Source organism: Microbulbifer flavimaris, from assembly GCF_001641755.2.
Lineage (GTDB): Bacteria > Pseudomonadota > Gammaproteobacteria > Pseudomonadales > Cellvibrionaceae > Microbulbifer > Microbulbifer flavimaris.
In genome coordinates, this window is record NZ_LRFG02000002.1 from 461,713 (window position 1) to 476,665 (window position 14,953).

Below are 14,953 nucleotides of genomic sequence, written 5' to 3' on the forward strand. Positions count from 1 at the left end.
GGAAAGGTACTTGCAAGCGAGGGAGCCATATCCAGCGAGAGCCCCGGTTAAGCGGAGAGACCTCCCATAACGAAGCGGAAGGCATTCATTTAAAAAAGCTAAACGCTCAGGACTCTCAAATCGAGAAAAACTGCTGGATGCCCAGCAGCACATTGGTGGTCGCCACCGAGGCAAGAATCAGGCCCATCACCCGACTGACAATGCTGGCGCCGGCCTCGCCGATAAAGCGGAAAATCCACTGGGCAGTGAGCAGTATTGCCAGCACGATACCCAGCACGGCGAACATGGCCGTGGCGGTGCGGAACTGGTGAATCGGGTCGAAGCGGTAGTTATCGGTCAACACCACCGCCGCCAGCATGGCGCCGGGGGAGGCGATTGAGGGCACCGCCAGGGGAAAGATCGCCGTCTCATGACCACTTTTAACGATCCCCACCTCCTGCTCCGGCTTGCCCTCGCCAAAGATCATGGTCAGGGCAAACAGGAACAACACTACACCGCCGGCGACCTGGAATGCCGATAACGGCACGCCGATCGTCTCCAGCAGGTACTGCCCGGCCATCAGGAAAAACAGCAGGATCGCCGCCGCAACCAACACCGCCAGCAGCGCGATCTTGCGTTTCTGCCACTCCGCATGGCGGGCAGTGACGGCAATAAACACCGGCAGGGTACCCACCGGGTCGATCACAGCAAAGAAAAAGACAAAGCTGCTGATCCAATCGTTCAAGGGAGGCTCCGGCGCACCGTGCTACTATCGGCTTGATTCCTGCTCGCTTCGGGCTGCAGGAATTCCTACAAGGGACCTGAAACTGAAGTCTAGTGCATGACCAATCACTCACCGACCGCGCGCCGCATCGCCAAGACCATTCTCAACGGCTTCGATGCCTACTTTGCCGATTACCAGAACATCACCCTGGGGGCCAAGGCACGCTTCGAAACCGCCTCCTGGCAGGCGGTGCACCAGGCCAACAAGGAGCGTATCGACCTCTACAAGACCAAGGTGATGCAGGTCCTCAAGCTGGTGCACGCGGTGACCAGCAAGGACACCACAGACCTGGCGATCTGGCGTGAGGCCCGAGCCACTTTTGCCCAGCTCATTGCCAACCACAGTAACTACGAAATCGCCGAGACCTTTTTCAACTCGGTATTCTGCAACCAGTACAAGCACGCCCATATCCACGACAGCAACATTTTCGTCAAGCCGTCCCGGCCACCGGACGAGAAGCCGCTGCGGGATTACAGCATCTATATCAGCTACAGCGGCCGGGACGGCCTCGAATACATGATCGAGGACATCCTCAATGACTACGGCTTCTCCGTGCCGTGGGAAGACCTGCAGCGGGATGTGGACAATATCTGCCGCGCCCTGCGCGAGGGCCCACTGACGGGGCTGGAGAACGAGAAGCAGCTGCGGGTGGATATGCTGGAGTCAGTGTTTTACCGCAACAAGGCCGCCTACCTGGTCGGGCGCATGATGTTTGGCGGCCAGGTAATCCCCCTGCTGTTGCCCTGCCTGAACAACGGCCGCGGTGGTGTATTCGTTGACACCGTGCTCTACAGCAACGATTCCGCCAGCATCATCTTCAGTTTTACCCGTTCCTATTTCATGGTGGACGCGCCCATTCCGTCACGCTTCGTGCGCTTCCTCTCCACCATCATGCCGCTCAAGGAGCGCTCGGAGCTGTACAACTCCATCGGCTTCCACAAGCATGGCAAGACCGAGTTCTACCGCCATATCCTCGCCCATATGAAGGTGAGCAACGACAAGTTCATCATCGCCCCGGGCATCAAGGGCATGGTCATGAGCGTATTCACGCTGCCTTCCTACCCGGTGGTATTCAAGGTCATCAAGGACAAGTTCGACCGCCCCAAAACGGTGACCGAGGAGATCGTGCGGGAGAAGTACAAGTTCGTATCCCGCTCCGACCGGGTCGGCCGCATGGCGGATACCCAGGAGTACACCAACTTTATTTTCTACCGCAACCGCTTCAGCGAGGAGCTGCTGGCGGAGCTGCAGGAAGTCGCGCCCTCCAAGCTGGTGATGGACGACAAGTGGATCATCATCAAGCACCTGTACGTGGAGCGCCGCATGGAGCCGCTCAACCTCTATCTGCAGCACGCCAGTGACGAGGAGACCCGCGAGGCAATGGAGGAGTATGGCAATGCCATCAAACAGCTGGCGGCGGCGAATATCTTCCCCGGCGACATGCTGCTGAAGAACTTTGGCGTCACCCGCCATGGTCGCGTGGTATTTTACGACTACGACGAGCTATGCCCGCTGACGGACTGCCACTTCCGCAAGATCCCGGAGGCGCGCACCGCCGAGCAGGAACTGTCCGACCAGCCCTGGTATACGGTGGATGAAGCCGATGTCTTCCCGGAAGAGTTCCGGCTGTTCTTCTCCGGCAATCCCGTCGCCCGCAAGGCCTTCGAGGACCAGCACAGCGACCTGTATGACTACCGTTACTGGCAGCGCCTGCAGGAACGAATCCGCGCCGGCCATATTGAGAGCGCCTTCCCCTACCGTCGCAAGTGGCGCTTCAAGCGTCGCTCCCACCGCAAGCCCAAGGGCTAAGTTAGCGACTATAGTGAGATGAAGGGCCCTGAGGTAAGGAGATGGTGGTGCGGTTCAGCAGTCTTACAGCGATCGTCGGAATTCTGGCTCTGGCGCTAACCAGTGGCTGCGGCTACCTGCCCAGTGAAGACACGGTCCGCACCGCAGGCAAGCCCGGCGCTCATGCACGAGTCACAGTGAAAACACAAACCGTCAGTTGCGGTACCCCGGCCCGGGGTTTTCGCACGATGGGCTTCAAGGAAATCTTCACCTTCAACCGCAGCGACAACCCGGCCTTCAGCGAATCCGGCAAGTTACCGGCGCAGTTTGATGTCTACGCCTATGTCTGGGGTCATCAGGACTGTCGCAAGACAAACTCCTGCGGCAAGGGAGACTACTACTGGCTGATCGAGCGCGGCCCCGGGAATGACTTCAGCACCTGGGTGGTCACGCCCCAGCACCCCCATTTCACCATCCAGTCCAGTTGCCGCGGCCAGCTCAAAGTGGGCGAGCGCTATCGCTTCTCCTTCAGTCGCGGCAAGCTGGTCGGTTTCAGTCGCTAGCCCGGATATGTCACCGGCAGCTTCATATTCAACGTTACTCTATGTTTTCGTTGATGTTATAGCCCCCCTGGGGACAAACTTTCACCGGGCATCGCGGCCCAGGGCGACATATCCGGGCTAGGCCCGCTCGGTCTCTTCCGTCTCGACTGGCGCCAGCTCCGCTGCGCGTCGCTTGAGGTAGCGGTAGATCGCATCCTGGGCCCGGCAGTCCCGATCGCAGAAATCCGCGATGCGGGTATTGCTCTGGTCCGCGTCCAGTACCCGCGCTTTGTGGTTATCGCACCACTGCAGCTCCATGATCTTCCTCACCGTCTGCCGGTGCCGCTCGTCCATGATGGGGAAAGTCACCTCAACCCGGTGATCCAGGTTGCGCGTCATCAGGTCGGCCGAAGAGAGCCAGATCTGTTCATCGCCACCGTTGTGGAAAATATACACCCGCGCGTGCTCAAGGAATTTGTCCACCAGGCTGATCACCTGGATGTTCTCGCAGCAATCAGGGACCAGCGAACACATGCTGCGCACGATAATACGCACCTGCACACCGGCGGCGCCCGCGCGACAGAGCCGCTCGATCACCTCCTCGTCCACCAGGTTATTGCACTTGAAGAACAGCTCCGCCCGCTGCCCCGCCTGTGCGGCCTCAATCTCCCGGTCGATGGCCTGTAATAGGGCCGGCCGGGTGGTATAGGGGGAGACAGCGATATTCTGGTAATCCGGGCGCAGGTGGGGCTGCTGCAGAAATTCGAACACATGAAAGGCATCGCGGCCGAGCCCCTGGTCACTGGTCAGCAGGCTGAAGTCACAGTAAACCCGCGCGGTGCTCTCATTGAAGTTGCCGGTGCCAAAGTGGGTGTAGTAGCGCGGCTCGCCCTCCTCATCGCGCAGGATAGAAATCAGCTTGCAATGCACTTTCAGGCCCGGCACGCCGTAGATTACCTCGACACCGGCATCCTGCAGCTCGTTGGACCAGTGAATATTGGCCTGCTCATCGAAGCGCGCCTGCAGCTCCACTACCGCCACTACTTTCTTGTTGTTGCGCACGGCATTGACCAGCGCCGCTACCACACGGGAGTTCTTTGCCACCCGATAAAGGTTGATGCGGATCTCGCGCACCGCGGGGTCGATGGCGGCCGAAATCAGGAAGTTGGTGATCGCGCGGAAGTCGTGATAGGGGTAATAGAGCAGCTGGTCAGCGGCGCGCAACTGGTTGAAGATGCTCTCACTCTCCGGCAAGGTGGGGATCGGCTTCAGCGGCTTGTAGCGGTGCCTGGCCGAGTCCGCCGGAAAGGTCATGAAATCTTTGGAGTTATGATACCGGCCGCCGGGCGTATAGCTGTCATAGCGGCCCATTTTCAGCTTCTTTTTCACCAGGTTGAGCAGCACCTCCGGCATGGCGGCATCGTGGGCCATGCGTACCGGGTCGGCCTTCTTGCGCTTTTTCAGCGACTTCGCCACCCGGTCGACAATATTCTGCGTAATCCCCTCACCCAGCTCCAGTTCCGCATCGCGGCTGATCTTGAACATATAGGCTTCCGCCCGCCGGATCGGCAGCACATTGCGGAACACTTCGGCCAGGCAGGCCCGGATGATATTGTCGAGAACGATATAGACCTTTTCCTGCTTGCCTTCTCTCGGCGGAATCACCACGAAACGCGGCAGGGTCTCGGTGGGGATTTCCATGGCCGCAAAGCGCTCGCGGCCGTCGTCCAACTGCAAGTAGATCGCGAAGTAAATGCTCGCCTCGTTCAGCAGCGGCATGGTCTCACGGTCATCAATGAAAAAAGGTTCCAGCTCTGGCAGGACCTCATCGTGAAAATAATTCTCCACGAACTTGCGCTGGCGCGGCGTCAGCTGGGTTTCGTTCACCAGGTGGATATGGTGCTTGTCGAGGTCGGAAAGCACCTGGGTGTAGGCGGCAAAGGAGCGCCGCTGCAGCCTCAGAACCCGATCATTGATGCGATCCAGCAGCTCGCCAAAATAGGATTTTTTCTCTTCGGCCTTGGCAAAAGTGGCCACCCGCCGCACATCCGCCACACGCACGCGGAAAAACTCGTCGAGGTTGCTGGAAAAAATACCGAGGAAACGCACGCGCTCAATGATCGGGACCGAATCGTCCTCGACTTCCTGCAGCACACGCTCGTTGAAAGACAGCCAGCTTAGCTCTTTGGGGTACAGGTGCGTATTATCGGCCATTGGTATACTGCTTTGGCTTGGATCCTGCCCGGAAGCCAGCACTGTGCATCCGGGCACTTTTGGTCTAAATAGTAGGGCATTTTGCTACATTCAGATGAAACTTTAGTGACAGGGTGGAAACAGGTGCAAGACGCAGAGCGCTACGCGGCGCTGGATCTCGGTTCAAACAGTTTCCACCTGTTGCTGGCGGAATTCCGTAACCAGCGCATGGTGCGGCTGCACACCGACAAGGCTATGGTCCGCCTGGCCGCCGGCCTCGACGAGGAGCGCAACCTGGATCCGGCGGTCGCGGAGCGCGCCCTCGAAGCCCTGCACCGTTTTCGCCCGGTTCTGACCGACCTGCCGGCGGACCACGTGCGGGTGGTGGGCACCAACACCCTGCGCGCAGCCGCCAATGCGGACGGTTTTCTCGAGCAGGCAGAGTCCACTCTCGGCGTGCCCATTGAAATCATCAGTGGTATCGAGGAAGCGCGGCTGATTTTCAGTGGCGTGCTTGCCGCCGGCGACGGTCCGCCCCGGCCCCGCTGTGTCATCGATATCGGCGGCGGCTCCACGGAACTGGTGCGCGGCGAGGAGAAACCGACAAAGCTGGAAAGCCTCTACATGGGCTGCGTCTCTTTCTCGCGCCGATTCTTCCCTGAAGGTGAAATCCGCGACAAGAAGACCAATCATTTCGAGCGCGCCCGTCGTGCCGCCCGGGCGGAACTGCAGGGCCTGCAGCATATGGCCGCGGACGTGGATGTCGTGGGGGCCTCTGGGACGGTGAAATCCGTTGCCCGGGTGCTGAACGGTGGCGACCTGGGGACAATCGAAAGGGATGCCATCGACCGCCTGGCTGAGCAGGTGGCGTCGGCCAGGCGTGTAGCGGACCTCGACCTCCCCGGTCTGGAAGAGGAGCGGCGCCCGGTTTTCGCTGCCGGCCTCGCTGTTCTGCACGCCATTTTCTGCGAACTGGATATCCGCACAATGTCCGTCTCGCCCTACGCCATTCGCGAGGGCATCGTCCACGACCTGGCCGGCCGCCTGCACGGTGGGGACCGCCGCGCCGATACCGTGGCCGCACTGATGGAAAGCAGCCAGATCGACGCCGCCCAGGCTCGCCGCGTCGGCGATACCGCGGTGGCGCTGCTGTCGTCGCTGCGCGAGGATGCCCCGCGTGAGAAGACGCAGCGGCTGCGCTGGGCTGCCGACCTGCACGAAATCGGGCTCGCCCTCTCCCACAGCAACTTCCGCAAGCTGGGGGCCTATATGGTGGAAAACGCCGACCTGGCTGGCTTCAGCCGCAGCGAGCAGGAACATCTGGCACACCTGATCCAGAACCAGCGGGGCCGCATCAAATCCCCGCGGGAGCACTATGGCTTCCACCCGGACCCCAGCCTGCTGCTGAGCCTGCGCCTGGCCTGCATCGCGCACCGGGACCACACCGACCGGGACATCGGGGACTGGCAACTGAGCGCGAGGAAGAGCGGCTTCCGGCTCAGTATCCCCCAGGTGTGGCTGGATCGACACCCCGCCATCGAAGACCTGCTCTACCAGGAAGCGGAACACTGGCGCGACCAGCCCCAGGCCCTGAGGCTGCAAACCGACTAATCAGTGCGGGCCGGCTAGCTGGCCCCTGCCCCAGCCCCCTACAATAAAACATTATGAAGCTCAGTGACGTCTCGTTAAGCCACCGCTACGCCGATCTCGGTGAAGCCTTTGGCACGCCGGTGGCACCCTCGCCGTTTACCCACCCCAGGCTCATTCACGTCAACCCGGCGGTACTGGAACTGCTGGGCATCGACGTGACCGAGGCCGATAACCCCGCCTGGGCGGAGATCGGTTGCGGCGCCAGGCTGCTGCCTGGCAGCAAACCCTTTGCGATGAAGTACACCGGTCACCAGTTTGGCGTCTACAACCCGGACCTTGGAGATGGCCGCGCACTGTTACTGGGAGAGCTTGTAAACGGCGACCGCAGCTGGGAGCTGCACCTCAAGGGCGCCGGCAAGACACCCTACTCCCGCTTTGGCGACGGCCGCGCGGTGCTGCGCTCCACCATCCGCGAGTACCTGGCCGGAGAGGCGCTGCACGGCCTCGGCATCCGCACCACGCGGGCACTCTGCATCGTCGGCAGCGATGAGCCCGTTACCCGCGAGCGCATCGAATCCGGCGCCATGCTGATCCGCGTGGCAGAGAGCCATGTGCGCTTCGGTCACTTCGAATACTTCTTCTACACCCGCCAGCTGGAAGCGCTGCAGAAACTGATCGGCACTGTCTGCGACCGCTTTCTGCCCGAGGCGAAGGCGCTGCCGGTGGCGGAGCAGGCCGAGGCGCTGCTGCACTTCACCGTCGCCCGCACCGCCGAGCTGGTGGCAGCCTGGCAGGCAGTGGGTTTCGCCCACGGAGTGCTAAATACCGACAATATGTCGATCATCGGCGACACCTTCGACTTCGGCCCCTACGGCTTTCTCGACGACTACGAGCCGGAATTCATCTGCAACCATTCGGACCACACCGGCCGCTATGCCTTCGAGCAACAGCCGGGGGTGGCGCTGTGGAACCTCAATGCCCTGGCCCACTCGCTCTCGGCTTTTGTCAGCGCGGAAACCCTGAAGGACTGCCTGGAGGAGTTCCAGCCGCGTTTGGTGGACGCCTACGCAACGCAGATGCGCACCAAACTCGGCCTGGAGCAAAGGGAAGACGGCGACCAGCAGCTGTGCGCCGACCTGTTGCAGCTGCTGGCCGACGCCCGCGCCGATTACACCCTGTTTTTCCGCGCCCTGGCCCACTACCGCGGCGAGCGCCCCGCCGCAGCCTTGCAGGAGCTGCTGCCCGAGGCGCAACATGACGCCCTGGAAGCCTGGCTGCACCACTACGATCAGCGCCTGGCCCGCGACGGCGGCGATTCCCGCAGCCGCAACCGCGCCATGCTGGCGGCCAACCCTAAGTTCATCCTGCGCAACTACCTGGCCCAGCGGGTGATCGAGGCGGCAGAGGACGGCGACTACCGGCCGCTGCGTACACTGTTCACCCTGCTGCAAACGCCTTTTGACGAGCACCCGGAGCACGAGACCTGGGCCGCCGCCCCACCAGCGTCCGGCAAGCATATGCCCATCAGCTGCTCATCATGACAACGAGGCTTCTACCGCCAGCGGCTACACTGAAACAAGATTCCTTTTTTCATTGATGACTTCGTGTAAGATCCGGGTCACAAGCTTTTCAAGGGGCAAGCACAATGATGAGAAACCTGCTGCTGGCAGCCTGCTGCCTGCTATTCGCCGTACAGGCCAGCGCCGCCGACGTGCTGGGCAAGTGGCGCACCATCGACGACGAGACCGGGCAGCCCAAGTCGATCGTGGAGATCTACCAGAAGGGCGGTAAGTATTACGGGCGGGTGGTTGACCTGCTGATGAAGCCCGACGACACCGTGTGCGACAAGTGCCCGGGCCCGCGGAAGGGCCAGCGTGTGGTGGGTATGGACGTCATCACCGGCATGGTGAAAAACGGCGATGTGTACGAGGGAGGCCAGATCCTTGACCCCACCAAGGGCAAGATCTATGACTGCAAGTTCTGGCTGGAGGGCAAGGACCGCCTGATGGTGCGGGGCTACCTCGGCTTCTTCTACCGCACCCAGACCTGGTACCGGGTCAACTGAACCGCACTGATCACTACCCGCGGCGGCCACCATCTCAGGCCGCCGCTTTCTCTCCGTCTTCTTCCCCTAGCTCTTCCCCGGACCGCGGGTTCGCCAGCAGGAATACCAGCGGGATCGCCGCCAGGCTCACCCACATCAGCAGTTGGAAATCGTTCACATAGGCGATCTCCGCCGCCTGGCGCGCCACTTCCTGCATTACCGCCTCAGGCAGTGCCGCCAGTGCCTCACCGTCGACATGCCCGGTGAGCAGGTCATCGGGGACGGCGAGGCGCTCACCCAGCTGCTGCTGATTGATCCACAGGTTGCGGGTCAGCAGCGCTATCACGATCGACACACCGATACTGCTGCCCAGGTTGCGCGACAGGCTGAACAGCGCCGTGGCCTCACCGCGCAGCGCAGCGGGCAGGGTGGCATAGGCCAGGGTGGAGATGGGCACGAACACCAGCCCCAGGCCCAGCCCCTGCAGGGCGCCGGTCCAGACCAGGGTCGACTGGCTCACCTGCAGGTTGAAGCCGGCCATGACCTGTAAGGAAACACTCACCAACAGCATGCCGACAATGACCAGCGCGCGGCCGTCGACAAAGCGCAGCAACCGCCCCACCAGCATCATGCCGAGCATCACGCCGACGCCGCGCGGCATCAGGATCAGGCCGGTGGTCACCACCGGATAGCCCTTCCACTGTTGCAGGTAGGACGGCAGCAGGGCCATGGTGGCGAGCAGGATGATGCCCACCACAAAGATAAACAGCAGCCCGGAGACGTAATTGCGATCCCGGAACAGGGCCGGGGTCAGGAAGGGCTCGCGGCTGGTAAAGGAGTGCACCAGGAACAGCCACAGCCCCAGTGCGGAGGCGATGGCATACAGCTGAATCTCCAGGGACTCGAACCAGTGCACCTGCTCGCCCCGGTCCAGCAACATCTGCAACCCACCCACCGCCAGCGCAATCAGGCCAAAGCCGAGGGCATCGAAGCGGGTTTTGCTGGTCTTGTCGGCAGGCAGGTACAGGTAAATACCCACAAACGACAGGATGCCCAGCGGCAGGTTGATGTAGAACACCCAGCGCCAGGAATAATATTCGGTCAGCCAGCCCCCCAGGGTCGGCCCGAGAATGGGCCCCAGCATCACACCCATGCCCCAGATACTCATGGCCGAGGCGTGGCGCTCGCGGGGGTAGGTATCCAGCAATGTGGCCTGGGAGAGCGGCACCAGTGCGGCACCAAAGACGCCCTGCAGCAGGCGCCACAGGATCATCTCGTCCAGGCTGCCGGCCTGGCCGCAGAGCATGGAACTGACCGTGAAGCCGGCCACGGACCAGAGAAACAGCCGCCGGCGGCCGAAACGCTGGGACAGGTACCCCACCGGCAGGGTCATGATCGCAGCAGCGACGATATAGGAAGTGAGCACCCAGGTGATCTGGTCGCTGCCGGCACCGAGGCTGCCCTGCATATGGGGCAACGCCACATTGGCGATGGTGGTATCGAGCACCTGGATCACCGTGGCCAGCATGATACTGGCGGTGATCATCTGCCGGCGCGCGGGGCTCACCGGCTGCGCCGCATTCATTAAAACAGCACCACCCGACCATCCGCTGCGCCGGCGGCACGGGCGGAGACCAGCTTGGCGTCTTCACTGGTATCGATACGTACCCGGGCACTCATACCCGCACGCAGGGTGGGCGCTTCCTTGGCGGGCAGCAGGCGCAGGCGTACCGGCACCCGCTGTACCACCTTGACCCAGTTGCCGCTGGCATTCTGCGGCGGAATCAGGGCGAACTCGCTGCCGCTGGCCGGACTGACACTGTCCACCTGGGCCTGCCACTGGAAGTCCGGGTAGGCGTCCAGCACCACTTCGGCCTGCTGGCCGGCCTGAATACGGGCCAGCTCGGTTTCCTTCAGGTTGGCCTCCACCCACAGACCATCGGTGCCGAGCATACTGATCAGGCCGATGCCGGCGCGGGCCATCTCGCCCGGCTGCGGAATGTCGTTGGCGATGACGCCGTCCATCGGCGCCACGATACGGGCGCGGGACAGCTGGTAGCGGGCCTTGTCCAGTTGCGCCTGGGCCACCTGCAGGTCCGCCTGCTCTTCCAGGGGCAACTCGGGATTACCGCCCAGCTCGGCTCGGAGGCTGGCGAGCTTCTCGGTATTGATGGCGATCTGCGCCAGCGCACGGTCCAGCTGCTGGCGGGCTTCGTCGAGTTCCGCCTCGGAAAGGGCGACGCGGCCCAGCTTCTCACTGCGGTTCAGCTGGCGGCGATGATAGTCGGCATCTTTTCGCGCCTGCTCCAGCGCAGCGGCAGATTCGCTGAACTCGGCGCGCCGTGCCAGTAGCTGGTTGCGTACCTGCGCCATATGCGCCTCGGCTTCCGCCACCGCCAGCTGGAAAGGCGTCTCGTCCAGCTGCACCAGAAGCTCACCTTTCATTACCTGCTGGTTTGCGCGCACGGCCACCTGTGCCACTACGCCGCTGACCTCCGGTGACAGGGAGACCTTGTCCGCCTTCACGTAGGCATTCTCGGTCTCCACGCTGCTGCGACCCCCGAACAGGCTCCAGGCGAGCACTGCGATCGCCACCGCGATACCGGCCCCGATGCCGATCTTGCGCGCCGGCAGTTTTGCCAGTTGTTCCACCACTTGCCTACCCCTAATCATTCTTTCCAAGGTCCCCCGGCTCACACCAGGTTCTCCCGCAGCTTGCCCAGCAGGCGCTGCAACTGTTCCACTTCCACCAGGGAAAAGCCCTCCAGCGCCTGCGAACGGGTCTCCCGTGCCAGGCCGCGCAGGACCTCCAGCGCAGGCTTCGACGTCTCGGTCAGGAAAATACGGAAACAGCGCCGGTCTGCGGGATCCTGGCGTCTTTCCACCAGCCCCTCCTCCTGCAGCTTGTCCAGCTGCCGCGCCAAGCTGATGGGCGCCACATCCAGCCGCTCCGCCAGTTCCGCCTGCTTCTGCCCCTGCTCCCGGGCCAGGTGCCACAGCACCTGCCAGCGCGAACGGCTCAGCCCATGGGCCCTGGCCCGCCGGTCAAAGTTGCGCCGCAGCAGGTGCGCGGCGCTGTGGAGCTCGAAACTCATCTTCGCGGCGGTCTCGTTGACTGGCTGTTCAAGCTCTGAAGCCGCTGGCTCAGGCTGATTATCGGTACCCATAGGCTCCCCTTTTTATGAGGGCGCGCATTATAAGCATGCTTATGATGTATGCAAGCTGGCGGGCATCTGGCACAGGCCAGTTGAGTGGCTCACCATCACCGGACTGGACAGCACGCAGCTGGTGAGGAAACGGCGGGGTCTCTATTTTCTGCAGCAACCCGGGGAAGAAAGTTGGCTTGCCAATTTGGGCGCTGGTGAATCACATACGTTTGCTAGGCCCTCGAGGTATTTTGATTCAGGAGTCGGCGCAGCTCCTCTTCAAGCTTCAACAGATTCCCCAAGCCCCTCTTTTCAGTATTCTCTTGCGGTGTCCATATAGAAAGATTCACGGATTGATGCCGTGAAGACTCAAGTACATAGGTCACACCATCGAGCCCCAGTGTGTCGTCGAGAAGTGAAATTGCCCCCAGGGCCGCATCTATGGAATCCAGTATTTTTTTATACTGCCCCTCTGACAACGGGACAATCACCTTGGATGGAACTCCCCACTCATCGCCGCCCGCTCCGTAACAACTTGTGTATTCGATTCTGTAATCGGGAACATTGGCAACCTCAAACTTTTCAGGGAGGTCAAAGCTTGGGGAAATTTGGAGTTTAAAAAGCGGAGCGTTTGACATATCAACAAAAGGCTTAACCACCTGGCAATACATTCCGACACCCAAAGTTCGGCGCAGACTCCAGCAACAAGAGAATGCCAGAAATATTGGCTGACACATCCCTGTCACAGCACTCCATTCGCACACCTCTCGAGCAAAGGATAAAAAGTATCAGAGCGTGCTCCGCGGCGACTACAGGCGCTCGCTTTGACTTCTACTCACTGCGTTTTTTTGCAATATACATACCGTAGCTAAAGTACGCCTTGTATTTTTCATAAAGCTCAATTTCACGGCGCTCAGCCTCAACGATTGCCCGAGCCTCTTCACTATTTTCATTCCGAGTCAGGAAGGCATCAAAGCTTCTGCGCATTGGCTCATAATAATTATCGAGCCAGCACTGTTCTGGCAGCACAAAATATCCAATAGGTGTATAGCCGCTATCCTCCAAAACTTTGATCTTTGCCGATGCTGCACCTATCTCGGGATATTCATTGTTCCAGTGATGATGGAGCTTCGAAGGGCGCGAGTTCGTAAGCCATGTAATTTCTGAGGCAACAAGCAGCCCTCCTGGCTTCAGGTAGCGATTCCAGTCTGCTACACCCTTTGCAAACCCCATGTTGTAGATGGCGCCCTCAGACCAGATAACATCAAATTCCTCGTCCTCAAACGGAAGCTGCTCCATTGAAGCACAAATTGGCGTGATTTTTTCAGCAACGCCGCCACTCTGAGCCCTGCCCGCCAGAGCATCTAAAAAGTCCTGAAGAAAGTCGACAGCGAAAATTTTGGCATTCAACAGGCGGGCCAAAGTCAGTGTTGAGGCGCCAGTGCCACAACCGATATCGGCTATTTTCAAAGAGGCATCTCGATCAATCCCTGCAAGCCCGATCGCCTTTTCTACCTCAGAATCTCCCCCCGGACCTTGACGACTAGCGCCCCTGTGCAGGTCTAAAAGCAACTCTAATTCGTCCACTACCGTGCCCTCTCAGGCTTTTAGTCATAACGATATAGCCAACGATCGTAGCGCTTGCGCTGCACATCGTTCGGCGTCTTGTAAGATTTTGCCGCAGCGAACATTATTAGCTCGCCTCTGGCACCTAGCAAATTCCCTCTGCGTAAGCGAGGCCCGTCAAACTGTGTGGAGGAGAGGTTATTACTGGAAGGGATAGTAGATACGGCAAAACGCGCTCCCGTGGTGAGGCTTACACCCGCAACCACTCGCGCTTACGGGGGAAGCAACGTTTCACGGTAACATGAAAAATTTTTGACGGTAATCTTTCTATTAGAAGCAATTCCACTGTCCATTTCCATGATCACCGCCGGCGGTGGCGGCATGCACTGTATATGCGAGCCGCTGGCAAGAAAGCCCGCGTAACCCGCTGCATAAACGAAAAACGGTCGCCCCGGGCTGACCTTTTTCGTTGCAGAGCGCTCTTTCGTTCCGCACGTTTCCGTACAGCCAATTCAGCGCGCCGCCTTGATTTCCTCTTCACTCACCAACAACACCTCATCACCCCAGGTATTGGTAATAAACGCGATGATCGCCGAGATTTCGCGGTCCGTCAGAAACTCCAGCGCCGGCATCAGATCCTCCTCACCGCCATTGCGGCGGGGTGCCGAACGGCCGTGCAGCACCGTGTCAATGAGTAGTGGCTTGTTTGCCAGCAACCCGGGATCGCGCAGAGATGGGTACAGCGCTTCCTCACCATAGCCGTCTATCTTGTGACACTTCATACAATTGTCGGCAAAGGTAAGGGCACCCAACCCAATAAGGTGACGGGTCTCCTGCTCTGAAGCAACCGTCCCCAGCGAGAACGTTGCCAACAATGTTGCGATGGATAGTGTGTGTTTCATGCAGTGCATCCTGTTGCCAGTCAATTGAGCCAGATTATTTTCCCTGCGCGGGCAGCCAGCCTGAATCCGCGACACCACCTGCAGCACAAGCCAGAATGATAACCAGGGGTATCTGTGTCCCCAGTGCCAGCGCACCGACACCAAAGCCGCGCATCAGCAAAAGCACCAGCAACAAAATGCCGGCGGGTATCAGCGACAGCAGAAAACCACGGCTAATCCATTTCTTGCGCCACGGTAGCAGGAAGATTAGCCCACAGATTCCGTTCCATGCAACCCGCTGGACGATACAGCCATTTTAATTTTTATCTCGCAAGTGCATTTATATACAGTATTTTATTTCTACTAAAACCCAAGAGACAGTCACTCCGAGGCGGACAGAATCCAACGCCCGCGTCAGGCACACCAAGTGACGCGCCGCT

At 60.2% G+C, this 14,953-nt stretch carries 13 protein-coding genes; 5 read left to right on the forward strand and 8 right to left on the reverse strand.

Annotated elements, in window-relative coordinates:
- Positions 1-115: 115 nt before the first annotated feature.
- Complete coding sequence (locus AWR36_RS06870; protein WP_067083034.1) at positions 116-724, reverse strand: MarC family protein; 609 nt, start codon at positions 722-724, stop codon at positions 116-118.
- Between the two features lie 96 nt (positions 725-820).
- Between AWR36_RS06870 and aceK the strand changes: the two genes are divergently transcribed.
- Positions 821-2,572, forward strand: a complete 1,752-nt coding sequence (gene aceK / locus AWR36_RS06875) for a bifunctional isocitrate dehydrogenase kinase/phosphatase (protein ID WP_067083037.1) — start codon at positions 821-823, stop codon at positions 2,570-2,572.
- A 47-nt stretch (positions 2,573-2,619) separates the two neighbouring features.
- A complete protein-coding gene (locus tag AWR36_RS06880; protein ID WP_141398485.1) occupies positions 2,620-3,114 on the forward strand; it encodes a hypothetical protein in 495 nt (164 codons plus the stop codon).
- Positions 3,115-3,231: 117 nt separating this feature from the next.
- Here AWR36_RS06880 and ppk1 read toward each other — a convergent pair whose 3' ends face one another.
- A complete protein-coding gene (ppk1, locus tag AWR36_RS06885) occupies positions 3,232-5,307 on the reverse strand; it encodes a polyphosphate kinase 1 (RefSeq protein ID WP_067083041.1) in 2,076 nt (691 codons plus the stop codon).
- Between the two features lie 123 nt (positions 5,308-5,430).
- On the opposite strand from ppk1, the gene AWR36_RS06890 reads away from it, so the two are divergent.
- The 3 genes from AWR36_RS06890 to AWR36_RS06900 all read left to right on the forward strand — a co-directional run bounded on the left by AWR36_RS06890 (position 5,431) and on the right by AWR36_RS06900 (position 8,941).
- Positions 5,431-6,897 (forward strand): Ppx/GppA phosphatase family protein, encoded by a 1,467-nt coding sequence (locus AWR36_RS06890; protein ID WP_067083043.1) that lies wholly within the window; start codon positions 5,431-5,433, stop codon positions 6,895-6,897.
- A gap of 53 nt (positions 6,898-6,950) precedes the next feature.
- Positions 6,951-8,417, forward strand: a complete 1,467-nt coding sequence (locus AWR36_RS06895) for a protein adenylyltransferase SelO (RefSeq protein ID WP_067083044.1) — start codon at positions 6,951-6,953, stop codon at positions 8,415-8,417.
- 104 nt (positions 8,418-8,521) lie between these two features.
- Positions 8,522-8,941, forward strand: coding sequence for a DUF2147 domain-containing protein (locus tag AWR36_RS06900; RefSeq protein ID WP_067083046.1), 420 nt, complete (start codon positions 8,522-8,524; stop codon positions 8,939-8,941).
- Positions 8,942-8,975: 34 nt separating this feature from the next.
- Here AWR36_RS06900 and AWR36_RS06905 read toward each other — a convergent pair whose 3' ends face one another.
- From AWR36_RS06905 to AWR36_RS06930, 6 genes are all read right to left on the reverse strand, one after another.
- Positions 8,976-10,505: a DHA2 family efflux MFS transporter permease subunit gene (locus AWR36_RS06905; protein WP_067083048.1), complete on the reverse strand. Its 1,530-nt coding sequence runs from the start codon at positions 10,503-10,505 to the stop codon at positions 8,976-8,978.
- Positions 10,505-11,593, reverse strand: a complete 1,089-nt coding sequence (locus AWR36_RS06910; protein ID WP_082679453.1) for an HlyD family secretion protein — start codon at positions 11,591-11,593, stop codon at positions 10,505-10,507. The genes AWR36_RS06905 and AWR36_RS06910 overlap by 1 nt, the downstream gene beginning before the upstream one ends.
- Before the next feature lie 20 nt (positions 11,594-11,613).
- Positions 11,614-12,087: a MarR family winged helix-turn-helix transcriptional regulator gene (locus AWR36_RS06915; protein WP_067083052.1), complete on the reverse strand. Its 474-nt coding sequence runs from the start codon at positions 12,085-12,087 to the stop codon at positions 11,614-11,616.
- A gap of 212 nt (positions 12,088-12,299) precedes the next feature.
- Entirely contained in the window at positions 12,300-12,725 is a 426-nt protein-coding gene (locus tag AWR36_RS06920) for a hypothetical protein (RefSeq protein WP_141398486.1), read from the reverse strand.
- 172 nt (positions 12,726-12,897) lie between these two features.
- On the reverse strand, positions 12,898-13,653 hold the full coding sequence (locus AWR36_RS06925) for a class I SAM-dependent methyltransferase (protein ID WP_067083056.1): 756 nt from the start codon (positions 13,651-13,653) through the stop codon (positions 12,898-12,900).
- A gap of 491 nt (positions 13,654-14,144) precedes the next feature.
- A complete protein-coding gene (locus AWR36_RS06930; RefSeq protein WP_176491108.1) occupies positions 14,145-14,534 on the reverse strand; it encodes a c-type cytochrome in 390 nt (129 codons plus the stop codon).
- Between the last annotated feature and the right edge of the window lie 419 nt (positions 14,535-14,953).

Excerpts from the sequence above, each read along its gene's own strand:
- AWR36_RS06910 (WP_082679453.1), bottom strand. The coding sequence starts at position 11,593 with ATGATTAGGGGTAGGCAAGTGGTGGAACAACTGGCAAAACTGCCGGCG.
- AWR36_RS06900 (WP_067083046.1), top strand. The coding sequence starts at position 8,522 with ATGATGAGAAACCTGCTGCTGGCAGCCTGCTGCCTGCTATTCGCCGTA.
- ppk1 (WP_067083041.1), bottom strand. The coding sequence starts at position 5,307 with ATGGCCGATAATACGCACCTGTACCCCAAAGAGCTAAGCTGGCTGTCT.
- AWR36_RS06930 (WP_176491108.1), bottom strand. The coding sequence starts at position 14,534 with ATGAAACACACACTATCCATCGCAACATTGTTGGCAACGTTCTCGCTG.
- AWR36_RS06895 (WP_067083044.1), top strand. The coding sequence starts at position 6,951 with ATGAAGCTCAGTGACGTCTCGTTAAGCCACCGCTACGCCGATCTCGGT.
- AWR36_RS06915 (WP_067083052.1), bottom strand. The coding sequence starts at position 12,087 with ATGGGTACCGATAATCAGCCTGAGCCAGCGGCTTCAGAGCTTGAACAG.
- aceK (WP_067083037.1), top strand. The coding sequence starts at position 821 with ATGACCAATCACTCACCGACCGCGCGCCGCATCGCCAAGACCATTCTC.
- AWR36_RS06905 (WP_067083048.1), bottom strand. The coding sequence starts at position 10,505 with ATGAATGCGGCGCAGCCGGTGAGCCCCGCGCGCCGGCAGATGATCACC.